21 protein-coding genes are annotated in these 19,533 nt (G+C 28.0%); 8 read left to right on the forward strand and 13 right to left on the reverse strand.

From position 1 onward, the window contains the following. Positions 1-65: 65 nt before the first annotated feature. The 4 genes from C1715_RS17025 to C1715_RS17040 all read right to left on the reverse strand — a co-directional run bounded on the left by C1715_RS17025 (position 66) and on the right by C1715_RS17040 (position 4,602). Positions 66-503, reverse strand: coding sequence for an ACT domain-containing protein (locus C1715_RS17025; RefSeq protein WP_102401551.1), 438 nt, complete (start codon positions 501-503; stop codon positions 66-68). Between the two features lie 146 nt (positions 504-649). Continuing rightward, entirely contained in the window at positions 650-1,606 is a 957-nt protein-coding gene (locus C1715_RS17030; RefSeq protein WP_102401552.1) for an L-threonine 3-dehydrogenase, read from the reverse strand. A gap of 110 nt (positions 1,607-1,716) precedes the next feature. Next, on the reverse strand, positions 1,717-2,910 hold the full coding sequence (locus C1715_RS17035) for a glycine C-acetyltransferase (RefSeq protein ID WP_102401553.1): 1,194 nt from the start codon (positions 2,908-2,910) through the stop codon (positions 1,717-1,719). Positions 2,911-3,360: 450 nt separating this feature from the next. Continuing rightward, positions 3,361-4,602 carry a serine hydroxymethyltransferase gene (locus C1715_RS17040; RefSeq protein WP_102401554.1) on the reverse strand — a complete coding sequence of 414 codons (1,242 nt, stop codon included), beginning with the start codon at positions 4,600-4,602 and terminating at the stop codon, positions 3,361-3,363. 368 nt (positions 4,603-4,970) lie between these two features. Here C1715_RS17040 and C1715_RS17045 point away from each other — a divergent pair, with 368 nt between their 5' ends. Both C1715_RS17045 and C1715_RS17050 read left to right on the forward strand, forming a co-directional pair. Beyond that, positions 4,971-5,177, forward strand: a complete 207-nt coding sequence (locus tag C1715_RS17045) for a hypothetical protein (protein WP_102401555.1) — start codon at positions 4,971-4,973, stop codon at positions 5,175-5,177. A gap of 224 nt (positions 5,178-5,401) precedes the next feature. Then, positions 5,402-5,905: a GNAT family N-acetyltransferase gene (locus C1715_RS17050; protein ID WP_102401556.1), complete on the forward strand. Its 504-nt coding sequence runs from the start codon at positions 5,402-5,404 to the stop codon at positions 5,903-5,905. A 192-nt stretch (positions 5,906-6,097) separates the two neighbouring features. Here C1715_RS17050 and C1715_RS17055 read toward each other — a convergent pair whose 3' ends face one another. The 3 genes from C1715_RS17055 to C1715_RS17065 form a co-directional block, all read right to left on the reverse strand. Then, entirely contained in the window at positions 6,098-6,307 is a 210-nt protein-coding gene (locus C1715_RS17055) for a heavy-metal-associated domain-containing protein (RefSeq protein ID WP_102401557.1), read from the reverse strand. A gap of 65 nt (positions 6,308-6,372) precedes the next feature. Continuing rightward, positions 6,373-6,957 carry a peroxiredoxin family protein gene (locus tag C1715_RS17060; protein WP_102401558.1) on the reverse strand — a complete coding sequence of 195 codons (585 nt, stop codon included), beginning with the start codon at positions 6,955-6,957 and terminating at the stop codon, positions 6,373-6,375. 48 nt (positions 6,958-7,005) lie between these two features. Further along, positions 7,006-7,701 carry a cytochrome c biogenesis CcdA family protein gene (locus tag C1715_RS17065; protein ID WP_102401559.1) on the reverse strand — a complete coding sequence of 232 codons (696 nt, stop codon included), beginning with the start codon at positions 7,699-7,701 and terminating at the stop codon, positions 7,006-7,008. A 529-nt stretch (positions 7,702-8,230) separates the two neighbouring features. Here C1715_RS17065 and C1715_RS17070 point away from each other — a divergent pair. After that, positions 8,231-8,773, forward strand: a complete 543-nt coding sequence (locus tag C1715_RS17070) for a biotin transporter BioY (RefSeq protein WP_180964123.1) — start codon at positions 8,231-8,233, stop codon at positions 8,771-8,773. Positions 8,774-8,861: 88 nt separating this feature from the next. Here C1715_RS17070 and C1715_RS17075 read toward each other — a convergent pair whose 3' ends face one another. Further along, the gene (locus C1715_RS17075; RefSeq protein WP_102401561.1) at positions 8,862-9,830 is read right to left on the reverse strand and encodes a helix-turn-helix transcriptional regulator; all 969 of its coding nucleotides are present in this window, start codon (positions 9,828-9,830) and stop codon (positions 8,862-8,864) included. 261 nt (positions 9,831-10,091) lie between these two features. Between C1715_RS17075 and C1715_RS17080 the strand changes: the two genes are divergently transcribed. Together C1715_RS17080 and C1715_RS17085 are read left to right on the forward strand one after the other, a co-directional pair. Continuing rightward, a complete protein-coding gene (locus C1715_RS17080) occupies positions 10,092-10,301 on the forward strand; it encodes an aspartyl-phosphate phosphatase Spo0E family protein (protein ID WP_102401562.1) in 210 nt (69 codons plus the stop codon). Next, a complete protein-coding gene (locus C1715_RS17085) occupies positions 10,292-10,843 on the forward strand; it encodes an MEDS domain-containing protein (protein WP_102401563.1) in 552 nt (183 codons plus the stop codon). Before C1715_RS17080 ends, C1715_RS17085 begins: the two co-directional genes overlap by 10 nt. A 28-nt stretch (positions 10,844-10,871) precedes the next feature. Here C1715_RS17085 and C1715_RS17090 read toward each other — a convergent pair whose 3' ends face one another. From C1715_RS17090 to C1715_RS17110, 5 genes are all read right to left on the reverse strand, one after another. After that, complete coding sequence (locus tag C1715_RS17090; RefSeq protein ID WP_102401564.1) at positions 10,872-12,005, reverse strand: SEC-C metal-binding domain-containing protein; 1,134 nt, start codon at positions 12,003-12,005, stop codon at positions 10,872-10,874. A 75-nt stretch (positions 12,006-12,080) separates the two neighbouring features. Then, entirely contained in the window at positions 12,081-12,407 is a 327-nt protein-coding gene (locus tag C1715_RS17095; protein ID WP_102401565.1) for a DUF1904 domain-containing protein, read from the reverse strand. An 817-nt stretch (positions 12,408-13,224) separates the two neighbouring features. Continuing rightward, on the reverse strand, positions 13,225-14,064 hold the full coding sequence (locus C1715_RS17100) for a hypothetical protein (RefSeq protein WP_102401566.1): 840 nt from the start codon (positions 14,062-14,064) through the stop codon (positions 13,225-13,227). Between the two features lie 447 nt (positions 14,065-14,511). Continuing rightward, positions 14,512-15,807, reverse strand: a complete 1,296-nt coding sequence (locus tag C1715_RS17105; protein WP_180964124.1) for a solute carrier family 23 protein — start codon at positions 15,805-15,807, stop codon at positions 14,512-14,514. 354 nt (positions 15,808-16,161) lie between these two features. Further along, positions 16,162-16,956, reverse strand: a complete 795-nt coding sequence (locus C1715_RS17110) for a class I SAM-dependent methyltransferase (protein ID WP_102401567.1) — start codon at positions 16,954-16,956, stop codon at positions 16,162-16,164. A gap of 290 nt (positions 16,957-17,246) precedes the next feature. On the opposite strand from C1715_RS17110, the gene C1715_RS17115 reads away from it, so the two are divergent. The 3 genes from C1715_RS17115 to C1715_RS17125 all read left to right on the forward strand — a co-directional run bounded on the left by C1715_RS17115 (position 17,247) and on the right by C1715_RS17125 (position 19,419). Beyond that, complete coding sequence (locus C1715_RS17115) at positions 17,247-17,792, forward strand: 5-formyltetrahydrofolate cyclo-ligase (protein ID WP_102401568.1); 546 nt, start codon at positions 17,247-17,249, stop codon at positions 17,790-17,792. Positions 17,793-17,890: 98 nt separating this feature from the next. Continuing rightward, entirely contained in the window at positions 17,891-18,442 is a 552-nt protein-coding gene (locus C1715_RS17120; RefSeq protein ID WP_102401973.1) for a 2'-5' RNA ligase family protein, read from the forward strand. A gap of 224 nt (positions 18,443-18,666) precedes the next feature. Then, a complete protein-coding gene (locus C1715_RS17125) occupies positions 18,667-19,419 on the forward strand; it encodes a SagB/ThcOx family dehydrogenase (RefSeq protein ID WP_102401569.1) in 753 nt (250 codons plus the stop codon). The last annotated feature ends 114 nt before the right edge of the window (positions 19,420-19,533 follow it).

Consider the following 19,533-nt stretch of genomic DNA (forward strand, 5'->3'; position numbering starts at 1 on the left):
CTATTACAAAGGCTAGATAGATTTTAAAATCTATCTAGCCTTATCTTTCTTTATAAACACATTATCTATTCCATAGCTATCAAGCTTACTTTTATTACATTTTTCAATTTATTTATTCCCTCTAAAAGTTTATTCATCTCTACATCCATATCAGAAATGTTAAAAGTTATAGTTACATTAGCAGCATTATTTATAGGTATATCTTGATTTATAGTTAGTATATTCCCATTGTGCCTTGCTATTTCATCAAGTATTCCCGAAAGAGTTCCCTTTTGGTTTTCAAGTAAAAGTCCAATGGTAACCTTTTGTCCTTTTACATTTTCCGACAAAGAGAAAACGAAATCTTTATACTTATAATATGTACTTCTACTTATACCAACAACCTTTACTCCCTCTGATATGTCCTTTACCTTTCCTATATATAATAGCTCTTTAAGTTCAACAACTTTCGCAAATACTTCTGGAAGAACTTTCGAATCTATTATAAAATACTTACTTCCCAACTAAATCTCTCCCTTCATAAAATAACCATAATAACTTAAAATCTATATTTTATTATTATAGCATTTTATAAAGTTAATAAAAAGTACATTGCTGATGGATTTTCATCCTACAATGTACTTTTTTGTAACTTAATTAAAATATTTCATTATTTTATATTTAATTTAACTCTTAATTTTTCTAACATATCTGTTGTCATAGAAGCTAAATCATATTTTGGATTGAATCCCCATTCCTCACGTGCTGCTGAATCATCTATAGAATTTGGCCATGAATTAGCTATTGCTTGTCTAACAGGGTCTACATCGTAAGTCATTTGGAATTCTTGAATGTGTTTCTTTATTTCTGCTGCTACATGTTCTGGTGCAAAGCTCATAGCTGTTATGTTAAATGCATTTCTATGCTTTAATTTTGAGCCATCTGCTTCCATTAAGTTAACTATAGCATCAAGAGCATCTGGTATATACATCATATCCATGTATGTTCCTTCTCCTATAAATGAAGCATATTTTTTATCTTGTAGAGCTTTGTAATATATATCTACTGCGTAGTCAGTAGTTCCGCCACCTGGTAATGTCTTATATGATATTAATCCTGGGAAACGAACCCCTCTTGTATCTACACCAAATCTCTTAAAGTAGTAGTCACATAAAAGTTCTCCTGAAACCTTTGTTACACCATACATAGTTTGTGGTCTTTGTATTGTGTCTTGTGGTGTTTTATCTTTTGGTGTTGATGGACCAAAAGCACCAATTGAACTTGGAGTAAAGAATGAACATTTTAATTCTCTAGCAACTTCTAGTGCATTAAATAATCCACCCATGTTTATATTCCATGCAAGTACTGGTTTTGCTTCTGCTACTGCTGATAATAATGCTGCTAGGTGAATTATTGAATCAACATTATATTTTTTTGCAATTTCACCCATAGCTTTTCCATCATTAACATCTAATATTTCAAATGGACCTGATTCTATTACTTCATTTCCTTCAAGTTTTCTTATGTCTGTAGCTACAACGTTGTCATTTCCATAAGTATTTCTTAATTTCATTGTAAGCTCTGAGCCTATTTGTCCCAAGCATCCTGTAACTAATATTTTTTTCATTAGAGTTCTCCCTTACTTATTTTTAGTTTTTCAATTCTCAATTTTTATTTTATAACTTGAAAGTTGATTATTTATTCTTTGATTTAAACAAATATTATCTTCTTCTAATCCTATTTTATAACTCCAAGTTCCTTACCAACTTTTGCGTATATTTCTAGTGCTTTGTCAAGCATTTCCTTTGTATGATCTGCTGTTGGCATATTTCTAACCCTAGCTGTTCCAAGAGGTACTGTTGGGAATACTATTGATTTAGCATAAACTCCCTCTTCTCTTAATTTAGCACTGAATTTTTGAGCTGTCTTTTCATCTCCAATTATACATGGAGTTATTGGAGTTTCACTGTTTCCTATATTGAATCCTAATTCTTTTAAGCCTTTCTTTAAGTAATCTCCATTTTTCCATACTCTATCTACTGCTTCTGAACTTTCCATTAATATATTAATAGCTTCTATTACAGCAGCAGCTGCTCCTGGAGTCAATGAAGTTGAGAATAAGAATGGTCTTGCTCTTACTTTTAACCAGTCAATTAAATCTTTACTTCCTGTTACACATCCTCCTACAACTCCTAATGCTTTTGATAAAGTTCCTATTTCTAAATCTACTTTTCCTTCAAGTCCAAAATGACTTACTATACCTTTACCCTTTCCAAGCACTCCTTCACCATGAGCATCATCAACATAAGTTATTAAATCAAATTCTTCTGCTATTTTTACTATTTCTGGAAGCTTAGCTATATCTCCATCCATAGAGAATACTCCATCTGTTATAACCATTATTTTATTGTATAGTCCACTTTCCTTAGCTTCCTTAGCTTTCTTTCTTAAATCATCCATATCAGAGTGATTAACTCTTATTATTTTAGCTTTAGAAAGTCTGCATCCATCTATTATAGAAGCATGGTTTAACTCATCTGATAATATGGCATCATTTTTATCCATAATAGCTTGGATTGCACCTGCATTACAGTTAAATCCTGATTGGAAAGCTATAGCTGCTTCTGCATCTTTAAGTTCTGCAATTTTTCTTTCTAATTCATCGTGTATATCTAAAGTACCATTTATTGTTCTAACTGCACCTGCTCCTACTCCATATTTGTCTACAGCTTTTTTTGCAGCTTCCATCATTCTTTTATTTGTAGCAAATCCTAAATAATTGTTAGAAGACAAATTTATAAGGTCATGACCGTTTATTTTTATTATTGGTCCATTTGGACTTTCTAGTGATTCTATTTGGTTATATAGTCCCTTACTTCTTAAATCCTCTAGTCCTTCCTTTAAGAATTTTTCTAAACACTTACTTCCCATAATACTATACCTCCTCAAATTTAATTTATAATTAAGCCTATCTATAATATTAGCACTCAAAAACATTACTCTGCCTGTATAATTTAACCTTATAAATGTATACTTATTCACCATTATATTGAAATAAATCTTAATATTGAAATACAGGCTAATAAAACGTTTTCTGACTCTTTAAAAATATATGTTGTTTTTCTTTAAAAGACACATATTATATTTTGTTTTCTTAAATTTATTTTACCAAACATTTTGTATAAATCAAATAGTATTTTTATTAAAATTAGTAAATTTTATCGTTATTCCTTTTTAAAACTTAATTATAGTATATTTTTTATTATTTTTGTAAATTTAAAATTCCACTGAACTATAATAAAAAAAGAAATAGAGATGTATATATATACCTCTATTTCCTAATTTCTATATACTATTTCTATTATTCTTACAAAGCTAGTATTATTTTAATCCCTCATATAGTGGATATTTTTGGCATAGAGCTGCTACTCTCTTATTTAATGGCTCTAAATCTTCTCTATTTTCTATTGCTTTAGAAATTATATCAGCTATTTCTACCATATCCTCTTCTTTCATACCTCTTGTAGTAACAGCTGGTGATCCTAATCTTATTCCACTAGTTACAAATGGGCTTTCAGTTTCAAAAGGAACTGAATTTTTGTTTGCTGTTATATGAATCTTGTCTAATAATATTTGAGCTTCTTTTCCTGTTATGTTCTTATTTCTTAAATCTACAAGTACTAAATGATTATCTGTACCACCTGAAACTAAGTTGAATCCTCTATCTACAAGAGCTTCTGCTAAAGCTTTAGCGTTTTTAACTACTTGTTTTTGATACTCTTTAAATTCATCTGATAAAGCTTCCTTAAAGCATACTGCTTTTGCAGCTATTATGTGCATTAGTGGACCACCTTGAGTTCCTGGGAATATAGCTTTATCTATAGCCTTAGCAAGTTCTTTCTTACAAAGGATTACTCCTCCTCTTGGTCCTCTTAATGTTTTATGAGTAGTAGAAGTTACTATGTCAGCATATTCTACTGGATTTGGATGAAGTCCAGCTGCTACAAGACCAGCTATATGAGCCATATCTACCATTAAATATGCTCCAACTTCATCTGCAATTTCTCTAAATTTAGCAAAATCTATTATTCTTGGATAAGCACTAGCTCCTGCTACAATAACCTTTGGTTTGTTCTCTATAGCTAATCTTCTAACTTCTTCATAATCTATTCTTTGGTCATCTGGATCTACTCCATAAGATACTACATTAAAATAACTTCCTGATATGTTAACTGGACTTCCATGAGTCAAGTGTCCGCCATGAGATAAATTCATTCCTAAAATTGTATCTCCTGGTTTAATAATAGCAAAATATGCAGCAATATTAGCACTTGCTCCAGAATGTGGCTGAACATTTACATGTTCTGCTCCAAATATCTTCTTAAGTCTTTCTCTTGCAAGATCTTCTATTTCATCTACGAATTCGCATCCACCATAATATCTTTTTCCTGGATAACCTTCTGCATATTTATTTGTTAGGTGGTTTCCCATAGCTTCTATAACTGCTGGACTTGCAATATTTTCTGAAGCTATAAGTTCAATATTTCCCTTTTGTCTTTCTAATTCTTTCTCCATTAATAGTGCTAATTCATTATCTTGTTCATATATTAGCTTATCTATCATTATGGTTCCCTCCCCTAAAATAATATAAAAATAAATTAAATTTCTACAATTAAAATTATACTACGTTCTTAAAATTTATTCTTTGCTGAATTTTGAGAAAATTGTTTGTATTTTTACATTTTTCTTAATTATCACGATATTTTTTATGTATAACCTTATTTTTCTCTTTTTTTCATTTGATACCTTCTTTTAATATAACATTTTATTGTCTAAAAATCCTAATATACTTAATATTTTTAAGATTTATTATGAAAATTATTCATATTTATATTAATTATCAAAATTATATATTAAGGTATATTTATGTGTCTACAAGTAAATAATAGTATTAAATGAAAATTATACATATATTTCTGGAGGCGGTGCTGTTGAACAAAAAAATTTCCAAAATGATTAAAGATGGATATAAAATTTTAGAATTCAAAAGGAATGTAGACTTAATAAGCAATGAAGAATATGGCACTATTGAACTCAAAGCCCTAGATGGCTACATAGAAACTCTTAACATTACTGACAACCAAGCAGATGAAGTGGAAAAGGTTGTATTTAAATATCTTGAAGAAGATATGGGATAAAATTTTATATTTAATTAACTAGCATTCATCTCTATTTAAATATATAAACGTGGAGATGAATGCATTATATTTATTATTGACTACCCTTAGGTACTTTTAAATTGGTATTAATATTTATAGCGTATGTAAAACTTATATTACTTATGTTAAAATCATTTTAGGCAGTTTTTATTTAAATTATTTTTAAAACTCATATAACTCTTGTTAATAGGGAGGAATTAATTGTGCAAATAATACAGGCATCCATAGATGATTTAAATGAAATTATGTTTTTAATTAAACTTTGTGTTAAGAAAATGAATGAGGAAGGTTCTAACCAATGGGACGAGTCTTATCCTAATGAACAAATAATTAAAGAAGACATCCAATCTGGTTATTTATTTGCTGCTAAATTTAATGGTAAAATTATTGGAATAATAGTACTAAACCATATTGAAGCAAAAGAATACAATGAAATTAATTGGACTGATTCCAAAGGCAAAATAATTGTTATTCATAGAATGGCTGTAGATATAAACTGGCAAAGAAAAGGAGTAGCAAAAGATTTATTATATTTTTCGGAGAAATTTGCACGAAATAATGACTTTACTTCTATTAGGACAGACACCTATATAGAAAACCTTAAAATGCAATCTATGTTTAAAAAACTTGGCTACAGAAAAGTAGGACAAGTGTTTTTTAACAATGGAAAAAACAAGCCATTTATATGCTTTGAGAAATTACTTTAAAATAAATAACAAGTCAAAGATGCTGGTATATTTTGTGTCAGACAAGGAAGCAGGTTCCGCCGCTAGTAGAACTACCGGTGGGTTCTGCTGACGCAGTATGACGCAAAATAGACTAGCATACTGACTTGTTATTTATTTGAATGTGCCTAATTACCAAGTTTTAATTTTAAATTTATAAATCTATGATTTTATTTAAGCTATCTCTATTACTTCATAACCTGCATCTTCTATAGCATTTTTTAAAATAATATCTTCTATATTCTTTTCCATTTCTACTTTTGCTATCTTTAACTCCAAATCTACTTCTACATGTTTTACACCTTCTAGCTCTTCAAGAGCTTCTTTTACATGTTTTACACAATGCATACAGCTCATACCTTCTACTTTTAATGTTTTTTTCATTTTATATCCCTCCATTTTATATTTCTATAGCCACTTTACGCTATATATTTGTATATTATTTAACTTTATTTTATAAAATCCTTCATCATATATATTTCCATAGCACCTGTAGTCCATTTTATAAGTTTGCCATTTTCATCAATTAAGTATGTAGTTGGTATTCCTGAAACACTATATTTTGAAGCTACCTTTTGTTCTTCATCTAGTAGAACAGTGAAATTCATATTATTTTTCTTCACAAAATCTTCTACCTTATTTTTACTTTCTCCTATATTTATAGCCAATATAACTATATTTGAATCTTTAATTTCATTTTGTAGTTTTATCATATCTGGTATCTCACTTCTACAAGGCTCACACCATGTAGCCCAAAAATTTAAAAATACCTTTTTACCTTTAAAATCGCTTAATTTCACAGTTTTACCTTCTATATTCTTTAAAGTAAAATCTGTAGATTTATAATAATCTGTACTTTCTTGAACTTTATTCTCCTCTTTATACTTATCTGACGTACTTTGTGATTTTTCAATTTTATTTTCCTTATTCTGCGCTAAACTCTCTTTATATGAATCAGTATAAACCTTCATTCCATAAACTGCTGCAACTATCGCCACTACCAGTATACTAGTTAAAATATACTTCTTTTTCATCTTACATTACAAGAAACCTAATACGTTTCTTGTATCCTCCCTTCTATTCTAAAAGTTCAAATAGTTATTTAAAATTATTAGTTTATTAGTAAATATCATTATTCCCATTAAAATGAGAACTAAACCACTGATAAAACTTATTAATGGGAAATATTTATATATTTTCTTTAAATACACACTTAGTTTTTGTATTAATAAAGCTGTAAGGAAAAATGGTATAGCCATACCTAAAGAATAAAATACTAACAACAATACTCCTTTACCTATACTATCAGTACTTCCTGCATAAATTAGTATAGAAGATAATATTGGGCCTATACATGGTGTCCATCCAGTTGCAAAAGCCATTCCCAATACTATAGATCCAAATGTACCTTGGGCATTTCTTAAATTTAAAGTTCTTCTTTCTCTATATAAGGTCTTTATCTTTAATATTCCCATGGTATGTAGTCCAAATATTATAATTAATACTCCTCCTATTTTTCTAAACATATCCTTGTTATTTGAAAGAGCTTTTCCAATGCTGCTTATGGATACCCCCATTAATATAAATATTATAGAGAATCCTAATATAAATCCAAGAGACTTTTTCATTACAGTTATTTTATCTTTTCCACCATTTATATCTTCTATACTCATTCCCGTTAAATACGTTATATAAGCTGGAATAAGTGGCAAAATACACGGAGATAAAAAGGAAAGTACCCCTGCAGAAAAAGCTAACAATATATTTACATCATTCATATTTTACCTCCACTTTTATTAATTACCCCCACACAGTATAAGGGGTTGACTATATTATATATTTTATATTAGAGTTTTGCAATATATAATGATCAAATCACAAAAGGTACAATATAGTGGAATTATGAAATTTCTCCTCCATGACTTGCATAAGAGCTGGGAATAATAAATTTAATTTAAGAAATTCTAATCTTTTAGCCATATAAAATTATCTAACGCTCACATTCAGCGTCCTGCCTCAGGTTCGCTAGCCTGGCGTCCTTTTAAGGGTTACGATAATTTTATCTGTCTAAAAGAAGAATTTCTAAAATTAAATTTAAACAGTTCCTTTGCTTCTTATGCAAGTCATTCCAGAGAAATTTCATAATTCAGGTAATATAATGCTTTTTGTGGGATAATCATAATATATAATTATTTGTATTGACAAAAAACATATGCTGATATATATTTTATTTGTAAACATAACTTCAATAATAGGTTTACAATATATCAGTAAACCTATTATATATTAGATAGAATGGAGAGATTTTTGTTGAAAGCAAGAGATATTACTTTAGTAGCACTATTTGCAGCACTTATGGTAATAGGAGCTTATTTATCCATACCTACTCCTTTAGTTCCATTAACTTTTCAAGCATTTTTTGCCTGCTTAGCTGGAGCTTTATTAGGCGCTAAATTAGGTGCCTTATCACAAATAGTATATATTTTATTAGGTCTCATTGGGCTTCCTGTTTTTCAAGGAGGAAAGGCAGGTCCTACTACAATAGTTAATCCAACCTTTGGATATATATTAGGTTTCTTAGTAGGAGCTTATTTAATAGGTAAATTAATAGAAAAAAGAAAAGCTACTTATAAAAATTTATCCATAAGCATAATTATAGGTCTTATAATTATGTATGTGTTTGGAACAATTTATTTTTACTTAATAATGAATTTTTATATGCAAAATCCTATGGGAATAATGAAAGTTATAAAAATATGTGTAGCACCTTTTATTATAAAAGACATTCTTCTAAGTAGTGTAGCAGCAGCTATAGCTAAAAAGACTCTACCTGTGATAAAAAAATTATAAATACCTGAACAATACTATTTAATTAATCAAAATAAAATACCACAGTTAAAGAAGCAAATTTTATCTTCTTTAACTGTGGTATTTTACTCTATTTAGTATAGTATAAATTCATCATATCTCTAGATATTTTTTTAAATTCCTCTCTTAATTCCCTTGGCTCTAATACTTCTGCATCTGCCCCAAATCCTAATAACCATAATTTTATTCCTAAAGTTCCATTAGCTAAAAATTCATATATAAAATAATCCTCACCCTGCTCAAGCAATCTACCTTCAATCATGTTTTTCTCTGTTACCACATTATAAAACTCTTTATTAAATTTAACCCTTACTATTATCTCTTCTCCACCGTACATATACCAAGTCTTTTTTAAATACTTGTACACATTGAACTCATCACTTTTTAGCCCTGGCTCATCTAAGATATTCATTTTTCCTATCCTATCTAACCTAAAGTGTACAAGTTTTTCCTTATCCTCTGGTTTTCCTATTATATAATACTTGCCAAATTCACATGCAAAGCTATAAGGAATTATTTTATGAGTTTTATGATTTCCAACAGCAGATCTATAGGTAAACTCTATCTTTTTTTCATCTGTTATAGCTCGTCTAATCTTATTTAAATTAAAAACTATATGTTGATCATTACATTTATCTGATTTCTCAGTATGAAACATTTTGCTTAGTTTCTCTGATTCTTCCTCTGGAAGAATACCCAATAATCCGTTTTTTATTATATTTATCTTCGTTTCCATAAAATTTTGAGATTCAACTAAGGTAGCTAATATTAGATTTACATCATCTGCGGTAATAGGTTGCGTTGACTTCAATAATCCTAATATCCCTTCTCGTTCTATAATATACCTAGATTCACTCTTGTTGTATACTATTTCTGTATCCCATTCCTCTTCTAATTCTCTTTTATAATTTCCAATAGTCTTAGTTGATACTTCAAATATATTGGAAAGCTCTTCCTTTGAAGTTACCTCTCCTGACTTAATCAATCTAAACATTTCTAATAATTTTCTTGATTTACTATATTCAGAATATGGAAGCACATGAATCACTCCTGTCTTAGAAATTTTACAAAACCTAACACTTAAATAAATTATATCATAATTTATTTAAGTATTTCCATAAGCCTACATAAACACTCATGGAACAATAAACAATTTTACATTTAAATATTATTTTAACTAATTTATGTTGTTTTTTAAAAAATCCCCTTGAAAATTAACATATTTTAGTATAAAATTGGAAATATATACTTAAGATTTTTTTATTTGTATTAAAATTTTATTAATGAGAGGTATTTATTTATGTTTCTCAATCCAACTAATGATATGCAATGTATAAAACAGAGCATTGAAAATACTCGCTTAAAACTCTATAGTCTTCTAGAAGATCCTTCAAAGAATCCCCTAGATGCAGATGTAATAGAGCTTAGCCAAACACTAGATGAATTAATAGTAAATTATTTAAAAAAATCATCTAATTATAGGGGGGATAATAAAGTATTATGTCGTTAAATAGTGTTTTTGGTTCTCATTCAGCTTTTTACTACTACAGCAAAGAACATTTGTTTATTAATCTATTGCAATATGTAAAAAATGCCTTAATTAATAAGGAGCTTGTTTACATCTTAATGGACGAAAACAAATTTAAAGAACTTTCATCTTTTTTTGTTAGCCAAAAAATTCCAATGGATAATGTTTATTTCTTCACAGACAGAAGCTTTAATAATATTACCGCTAACCTAAACATGGATGATATTAGAAATAGTATGTGTGACATATTAAATTCAGCTACAAATAAGGGTTTTTCAGGAATCAGATTTATTAGTGATTGTTCTCACATAATCAGTATTACATCAAGGGATTTTTTCTTAGAGTTAGACAGTAATCTTACAAATTTAATTAAAAATAATAAAATGTCTTTATTATGCACCTATGATGTATACGAATACATTCAAGATTCTAATGAAAATCATATTATAGGGAAAGAAATTATAACTAACTCCATTCATTCACATACACATCATTTAAAAAATTTTAAACTTTATGAAGTATAAAGAAAGACCATATAATGCTTTTCCAGCATCATATGGTCTTTTTTGCTCCACAGCATTTTTTATATTTTTTCCCACTTCCACAAATACAAGGATCATTTCTTCCTATCTTATTATGCTTTATTACTGTAGTTCCTTTATTATTGTTTATTTTATTCATTTCATAAGGAGTATATCCTTTTAAATTCCACATTATCGTTTTACTATAAATCCTACTAACAGAATTTATAAATCTATTAGCTTCACTCAAATTTTTAAAATTAAAAAATTCAAATAAATTCTTTAAAGAATCCTTTAAAGGCCGCCCATTTCTTATTTCTATAATAAGTTTTTTAGTAATTTCTCTTGCTTCTGACTCATTAATCTTTGGATTTTCTAGTAATAAATTATATATTTCTTTTTCACTTCCAAATAACTCATCACTACATACTTCATGCACCATATCCATTGTTATTGGTAAATAATCACTTTTAATTTTACTTTGTTGATGCATTATATAAAATGGTTTTTCTACTTCCTTTAAATATATAATTCTCTCTTCACTGTTATATTTATAAAATGGATTTTCCACACTAACAGCTTCCATTAGGTAATCATAAAAATCAATTTTTTTACAGCATAAATTTGCAGTTAATTTATGTGCACATTCTATATCTAAAACACCATAATAATATAGTAAACCTCTTATTATATCAATCCATAATTTATTACATTTAGCTTTCTCTATAGTTGGTGAATCTAAAATAATTTCTTTTATAGGCAATATTAAATCCTGCGGTATTATCATGACCTTATCTTGATTATTTATAATTCCCGAAAATACTATTCCACTATATCTATATTTTATAAGACTATCTACCATTTTTTCATTATATAGATAAGTTCCTTTATTTTCCACTAGACTTTTTAATATTTCTTTTTCTTCATTATTAAGTTTGTTTATTGTATTGTCTAGACTATTCAATATTCCATTTTGTAACTCTACAATTAACTCTTGCTTCTTTAAATTACTTATACCTTTAAGTTCAAGTTTTTTTCTTATTTCATTAAGTTCTTCCTTAGTCATAATTGTTAAAAAATCTTTTAAATTATAATCTTCTTTTATTTTATTAAAAAGCTTGTTTTCTAGTTTGCTATATAAATCCAACATAGCATCCTTATTCATAATCCCTCATCCTTTTCATTGCTTTGATTTATTACTATAATTTATTGATTACATTTTTCACTGTTTTTGTATAACCTAAAAATGTTCTCCATTTTCATAGTAATCTTCAGTATTTAAACTATTAAATATAATATCTACATCCTCATATCCAGCTTCATGAACGTATTTTGTTATTATCTTAGCTGACTTATCCTTTATATCTTGACCTCTATCGAACCAATCCACCTGTATAAAAGGATAATTTGAAGGAATTTCTCCATCTGTTATAAACTCCGTATTTAAACATTCTATTGTAAAATAATTTCTAGGACAACCGATTAAATCTTGAAGTTCATCTATCATATTCTTGCACATTAATTGTAAATGATTTTTTTTTATATTTTTAGTTCTTATTTGTGGCATAATATAACAATCCTTTCTATCTATTATAACAATGTATGATGGCAACAAAAATTATTTTAACATATAAAAGCATAAGTGTGCTACTAAAAATTTTACATCACACTTAATAAGAAAATTGTGATGTAAGTGCCATAAGAAAAATCTATCTTTAAGTCCACAATAAATATATTTTTTAAGACTGTTCGCAATACGCCAAGAAATTCTAATGTTTTCAAATTTCAATACCCTAAAGCTTTCAAACTCGCTTCTAACGGCGCTCAACCATCAAAGCTTCTTAACGGGTATTGAAATTTGAAAACAAAGAATTTTTAAGGCTAGCTCAATAGTCTAAAAACATATATTTATTGTTACCTTAAAGACAGATTTTTCGGTTCATACGTACATTACTTATGGGTGGGAGACGGCCTACTAAAGGAGGATTTTCCTCCGCTGTGCTATGGAAAATCTTTGATTTATAAAAAAGAGAGCGCTCATATTATTTTTTAGGCGTAGCCTTTCGAAAAGTTATATGATACTTATGAAAATAAGATAATAGCTAAAATTTAATTCATTTTGCCGTGAGGCATAGGGTTGTATAAATTTTAGTTTTAGTATTTTCCCTGGCTATCGCCAATAAAAGATTTAAGTTAAGTCAAAAAAGATAACATAATTTCACGTTGTGAAATTATGTTATCTTTTTTAAATTGTAAAATTTTTCGTAATGCAATGAAGAAAAATTATCCTTTACTAGCCCTCTAGCACACTAGCCAACTAGCACACTTAAGCCATAAATTGCTTCGCAATTTATTCTATATTTACTATTGCTTTAGTAAATGAACTATTTTCTCATAAAAAATTGCATCTTATCTGTAGTTTCTGACTGTACTGTAATAGGTCTTTTATGATAAGTCACATTTTCTTTTGCAGATAGAGCATCTACTACGTATGCATTCTCTTTCTTTGAATTTTCCCATCCCATAAATATGTATGTATGACTTGGCACTCCTGTTATGCCTACTGTATCAGTGGTAAATACTATGTCTCCTTTTTTTAAATCACTAGAATTAGTATTTTTCTTCCAGCCTAGCTTTTCTAATTCTTTTACCAATGTATCAGTTCTAGATATGCTAGTAGGAATATTTACACCATTAGCTTTCAATATAGATACCATATATTTTATGTTAATTCCTTCATATTTTCCACCTGTTAATGAAAGAGCAGATTTTAATATATTTTTTCTATCTTCTTCCTTATCTAGTGAACTACCTATTTTCTCATAATATGGCTTCTCATCTTGCTTTACTTCTTTTACCTTTGGTTTTTCATTCTTGCTTGCTGCAGCATTATTCTTGTCCTTTTCTACTTCTTTCTTATCTTGGTTTTTTTCATTTTTAATAGCTAAATTTTGTTCTTGCTTTTGCTTTTCTGCAACTTTAACTTTATTAGCATGTCTACTATATGATATTGAACTAATACCTAATACAAGAAATACAGTTAAAAATGCACCTATTATAACTGTTATAGCTGTATTGTACTTTAGCTCCCTTTTAAGTTCCATTTCCTGCATTTCTTTAATATATTTTTCACACTCTTCTTTTTTTATCTCACCATTCTGAGTCATCTTTTTTATTTTATCTTTATGAAGTTTTTCTAAAACATCAAATTTTTCTCTGTTCATGACTACACTCCTCAAATTTTATTTACTTAAATATTATATCATAAAGTTTTGCATATATATTTACTATAACTATAAATTTTAATGGAATCCACTACAAATATTACCTTCAAACTAGCTCATACATTGCTTAACTAATATATTTCACATTAATATTATAATTCAATCACATCCATATTAAAACTAGAATTAGCAATTAAATTCATTAATTTTATTTAACATTTTGTAAACAATGTGATTTTACTGTATATTTTTTATTACATTATTCGAAAATTAACTAAAACTGTATTTTTTCTAATTTTAAAATATAGTTCAGTATATACAAAAAAACACTGACAAAAATTACTTGTCAGCATTTTTTCATTCTTTCTATTTAAATTTATTTTTTATTCTCACTACATATTGCATTGTTTATTAATATCTACTAATAAACTACTTTATTAGTAGATATTACGCATTTTCGGCAGTTTTCTTATGGAAGGCATTGAATATTGCATTTAACATAACTCCTACTATAGCCGCAAAGCTTAATCCTGATATCTTAACTGTTTCAGTTATTGGTATTCCTATAGTTACTCCGAAATGTTTTTCTATTATTCCACTTCCAAAACCTAACGCTAATATTGTTAGCATTATCAATATATTTTTTACATTCATTTCCACTTTGGTATTTCTTATGGTTTTTACTCCTATTAAAGATATCATACTGAATAACATTAAACTTATTCCACCCATTACTGGTACTGGTATACTTTTTAATACTGCTCCTACTTTACTTATAAATCCTAGTGATATTGCACATACCGCTGTTAGTCTTAGTATAGCCGGATTATAATTTTTAGTTATAGCAAGCACTCCTGTGTTTTCCCCATAAGTAGTATTTGCTGGTCCACCTATAAATCCAGCAAGCATTGTTGCAAGTCCATCTCCTAATAATGTTCTATTTAAACCCGGATCTTCCACAAAGTTTTTCCCAACTACATTCCCATTAGTAGTTATATCCCCTATATGCTCCATAAAAACTGCTAGAACTACTGGTGCTATAGTTGCTATTGCTGGTATTGAAAACTTTGGAAGATTAAATGCTGGCATTGCTACCAGGGATGCTTCTGTTATTAATTTAGTATCTACTATTCCTATTCTAAGCGATACTATATATCCTACTGTTACTGCTATAAGTATTGCTAATTGCTTTAAAAATCCTTTTGCTGTGAAATTTATTATTAATGCCGTTCCAAGTGTTATAGCTGCTACCATAAGATTATTTGATGCCATTCCATAAGCTGTTGGTATTAAGTTTAATCCTATAACTATAATCATAGGTCCTATAACTTGTGCTGGTAAATATTTTTCTATTCTTTTTACACCTATTTTCTTTATGAATAATGATACTATTACATAAATTAAACCTGCTGCTATTATTCCACCTTGTACATAAGACAAATCTCCATTGTACATTTGTTTAACAGACAAAATTACCGGTATAAAAGCGAAGGATGAACCTAAAAAAACTGGAACCTTTTTCTTGGTTACCATATGAAATGTTAATGTTCCAAGGCCTGCTGATACAAGAGCTATAGACGGGTCAAATCCTGTTACAATTGGTACTAACACAGTAGCTCCAAACATAGCTATTAAATGTTGAAGTGCTAGTATTAATTTCATTATGCCTTCTTTTAATGAATGGCTTGAACTTTCCTGAACTTTTGACGAACTAACCTTTGTTTCAATTACATTTTCTGACATAGTTTATCCTCCTTCTCAATCTCTCTGGACTGAATTAAAAGTTATTATATTATAAAAACCTTCTTGCAAAACTAGCAAGAAGGCGTAACACTCCAATTTAAACCTACACGCACCTATACGTACATGTATTAAATATATTTTAATATTCTTGCTAGCCTCACAGGGCTTACTTAAAGATTTATTTTATTTTCATCATATGATATCATATATTACTTAACATTTCAATAGTTAAATAAAAAATAATTATAGTAAATATTAGAATATTCAACAACTATCTCCAAATATTTTTAAAAAAATTCAATAAATACTCTAAATTCCTAGCATATTATATTTGTACACATTTCTGTAAGAGCTCTATTTTCTTGCAATTATATAATATATCTGCACTAATTCCTTGTACTCTCCCTTATAATTAAAATTTTTAAGAGCTTTAACTAAGTCCCTCTCAAAATTTTTCAAATTATCCCCTAATAATTCAATATTACAAAATGAAGTAGAATAAAGAGTTCCTATAATTGATTCTATAGTCCAAGTATAATTAAACTGGTATATCCCTTTTTTTATGTTTTTAAATCTACATTTTTTCAATACATCTTCATGCTTTATATGCATTTTACGTAGCCAATAAGCATTCCTTCTTTTATCTCCAAGCCAAAATTGTATAACATCTAAAACTGGCTTATGCCAAGGTTCACTTAATGACCAAATACTGCCAGTGTTACTTCCAAAAATGGCCAAAATGCCATCCCTACTTAATAACTTATAACTTAATCTAGCAACTTTATCTCTATTCATCCAGTGAAATGCTTCTCCACAAGTTATTAAATTAAACTCTCCTAGATTAGGATTTATCTTTTCTGCTGAACAATTAAGCCAAGATATATTTTGTAAATTCATCTTTTCCCTTTGATTTTCTGCTTCCTTTAACATTTCATTACTTATATCTACACCAATAACTTCTTTAAATTTGTCACTTAAAGCAAATGTTAATTTACCAGTGCCACATCCTATATCCAATAATCTTTCATAACTTCTAATATTAGCTTCTTTAAAAAAAATATTTATTATTTCTTTTGGATATCCTATTCTATATTGGGAGTAATATTTCGGAGTAGATTTAAAGGGGTCTGTTATTAATTTACTTCTCAATTTTCACAACTCCTTTAAATTATTGTTTTATAATCTATACTTCTTTTTCTATTTTTAGTACTTATTAAAAATTTAGCTATTTGAAAATGAGTAATATATTTTTTGTATTTATTATAAAATTATAACATATTACTATAATTAAATTATTACCTAGGCTCACTTAATTTTATATCAGTTATTTTTATATACCTTTTTATGTACCTTTATCCTTGCAATGATAAATCTTTGAAATTTATGCTAAAATATATTATATATTCTATTATTAATATTTATTATTGGGGGAGAGTCTTATGGATAAAAAAAATCTACGCAAATTAATGAAGGAAAAAAGGAATTCAATGACTGAAACTAGTAGGCACGAATTTGATAATGATATATTTTTAAAAATAATTAACAGTACTTACTATAAATTATCTAAGGTTATTTTTGTATTCGTTAGCTATAACGACGAATTAGATACTCACAGATTAATAAAATATGCTCTACAAGATAATAAGAAAATAGTTGTACCTAAAGTTATTTCAAAAAATGGTCATATGATAGCACTAGAAATTAATTCTTTTGATGACTTAGAACCTGGTAACTATGGTATACTAGAACCTAAACATTATTGTAAAGAAATCCCTTCTAAAGATATAGACTTAGCTTTAATTCCAGGTTTAGCTTTTGATTTAGATGGTGGAAGAATGGGTTATGGAGGCGGATATTATGATCGCTTTTTAAAAACCCTATCTTATAATTGTCCTAAAATAGGTATTTGCTATAACTTTCAAATAATAAAGCAAGTTCCTATGAGTGAACATGACATCAAAATGGATGGAATAATAACAAATTAATTATGAAAATGAAATAATAGAATTTCATATAAATATAAAAAAAGGAAGGTGAAAAGCCTCATTATCATAAGTTGCTTAACCTTATAACTGAGGTATATATGAAAAAATATAGATTTGTAATTGTATGTTTAATTAAGGATGATGCTATCAAATTCCATGAAGATATTATAAAAACTATAAAATTAAAATTTGGAGTCAATCCTCAAAAATTACCTGCACATTTTACAATAAAAGCTCCTTTTGAAACTGATGATTTGAATAATATAAGTGCTTTAGAAAACTTAATAAATGAATTTTGTTTAACCAATTCTAAATCTCAAATAAATATTAATGGCTTTAATCATTTTGGAAATAGAGTCATTTATATGAATATAAATCCATCTACAGAAGCATTATTTACCTATAAAAAATTTATTGATAAATTAAAAAATCTATCTTGGTTGGAGTGGAAAAGTAATGAGTCTAAAGAAAAAGTTTTTCACTGTACTGTAGCAACTAAATTTCAGCAGTATAAATTTAACATCATTTGGGATTTTTTAAATAATTATTCTCCAAATTTTCAATTGTATTTTGATAATATATCCATATTATCTTGGGAAAATAATCACTGGGAAACATACAAAGAATTTAAATTTAATATTATAAAATGATATAATTACTTATATAATGATTAAACCAAAAAAGGTACAATGTGGTGCAATTATGAAATTTCTCTGGAATGACTTGCATAAGAAGCAAAGAAATTATTTAAATTAAATTTATTGTTCCCAGCTTTTATGCAAGTCATGGGGGAGAAATTTCATAATTCAAGTAATGTAATACTTTTTGTGGTATAATCAGATAATAACTTTTTTGGAAAGGTAGTGGTAATGATATGTATAATAAAAATGCCATGAGAGAATATTTAAAATCAAATGTTTTCAAAGAATTATATTCTTTAGAAACTGATCAAGAAAAAGAATTACCTCAACCTCCAGTTCAAAAAAATTGTTCTTCTAACGCTAAAATAATTGATTTAGTTTCTCCTGAGCTCTTTGATTGTGGCACAATGTCTATAATGGATGTACTAAAACATAGAAAGTCTAGAAGAGTGTATTCCGATTCTCCTTTGACTTTAAAAGAATTATCTTTTTTGATTTGGAGTATGCAGGGAGTGAAAAAAATAGTAAACAAAGGATACGCTACATTAAGAACTGTTCCTTCTGCTGGTGCCAGACACTCTTTTGAAACTTATTTAGCAGTAATGAATGTAGATTCTTTAGATAAGGGTATTTACAGATACTTACCCCTTGAACACAAATTAGTATTTTTAGATTCTACTGAAAATCTAAATTTTAAATTATCTGAATGCTGCTTAAATCAAAAATTTGTTTCTCAAAGTGCTGTCACTTTTATACTTACAGCCATCCCTTACAGAATGGAATGGAGATATGATATAGCCTCATATAAACTTATAGCAATGGATGCAGGGCACGTTTTTGAAAATCTATATCTATCAGCAGAAGCTATAAATTGTGGAACCTGTTCTATAGGTGCATATGACCAACAAAAAATAGACAAATTAGTAAATGTAGATGGCAAAGATGAATTTACAATTTATATAGCTCCAGTAGGTAAACAACTTTAGCTGTTTTTGTGGTATGCCCATTTTGGGCATACCTATATTATTATTATGTGAAATACCAAAATATCATCAATACTGCCTTCACTAATTTAAAGCAAGACAAATCTTTCCTTTCCC

The sequence above is a fragment of the Haloimpatiens massiliensis genome (assembly GCF_900184255.1).
GTDB lineage: Bacteria > Bacillota > Clostridia > Clostridiales > Clostridiaceae > Haloimpatiens > Haloimpatiens massiliensis.

What these genes read in the sequence shown, in the direction of transcription:
- C1715_RS17095 (WP_102401565.1), bottom strand. Translation starts at nt 12,407, where the DNA reads ATGCCACAAATAAGAACTAAAAATATAAAAAAAAATCATTTACAATTA.
- C1715_RS17030 (WP_102401552.1), bottom strand. Translation starts at nt 1,606, where the DNA reads ATGAAAAAAATATTAGTTACAGGATGCTTGGGACAAATAGGCTCAGAG.
- C1715_RS17100 (WP_102401566.1), bottom strand. Translation starts at nt 14,064, where the DNA reads ATGAACAGAGAAAAATTTGATGTTTTAGAAAAACTTCATAAAGATAAA.
- C1715_RS17080 (WP_102401562.1), top strand. Translation starts at nt 10,092, where the DNA reads ATGTTTCTCAATCCAACTAATGATATGCAATGTATAAAACAGAGCATT.
- C1715_RS17085 (WP_102401563.1), top strand. Translation starts at nt 10,292, where the DNA reads ATGTCGTTAAATAGTGTTTTTGGTTCTCATTCAGCTTTTTACTACTAC.
- C1715_RS17090 (WP_102401564.1), bottom strand. Translation starts at nt 12,005, where the DNA reads ATGAATAAGGATGCTATGTTGGATTTATATAGCAAACTAGAAAACAAG.
- C1715_RS17120 (WP_102401973.1), top strand. Translation starts at nt 17,891, where the DNA reads ATGAAAAAATATAGATTTGTAATTGTATGTTTAATTAAGGATGATGCT.
- C1715_RS17040 (WP_102401554.1), bottom strand. Translation starts at nt 4,602, where the DNA reads ATGATAGATAAGCTAATATATGAACAAGATAATGAATTAGCACTATTA.
- C1715_RS17035 (WP_102401553.1), bottom strand. Translation starts at nt 2,910, where the DNA reads ATGGGAAGTAAGTGTTTAGAAAAATTCTTAAAGGAAGGACTAGAGGAT.
- C1715_RS17060 (WP_102401558.1), bottom strand. Translation starts at nt 6,957, where the DNA reads ATGAAAAAGAAGTATATTTTAACTAGTATACTGGTAGTGGCGATAGTT.
- C1715_RS17055 (WP_102401557.1), bottom strand. Translation starts at nt 6,307, where the DNA reads ATGAAAAAAACATTAAAAGTAGAAGGTATGAGCTGTATGCATTGTGTA.
- C1715_RS17105 (WP_180964124.1), bottom strand. Translation starts at nt 15,807, where the DNA reads ATGTCAGAAAATGTAATTGAAACAAAGGTTAGTTCGTCAAAAGTTCAG.
- C1715_RS17065 (WP_102401559.1), bottom strand. Translation starts at nt 7,701, where the DNA reads ATGAATGATGTAAATATATTGTTAGCTTTTTCTGCAGGGGTACTTTCC.
- C1715_RS17115 (WP_102401568.1), top strand. Translation starts at nt 17,247, where the DNA reads ATGGATAAAAAAAATCTACGCAAATTAATGAAGGAAAAAAGGAATTCA.
- C1715_RS17125 (WP_102401569.1), top strand. Translation starts at nt 18,667, where the DNA reads ATGTATAATAAAAATGCCATGAGAGAATATTTAAAATCAAATGTTTTC.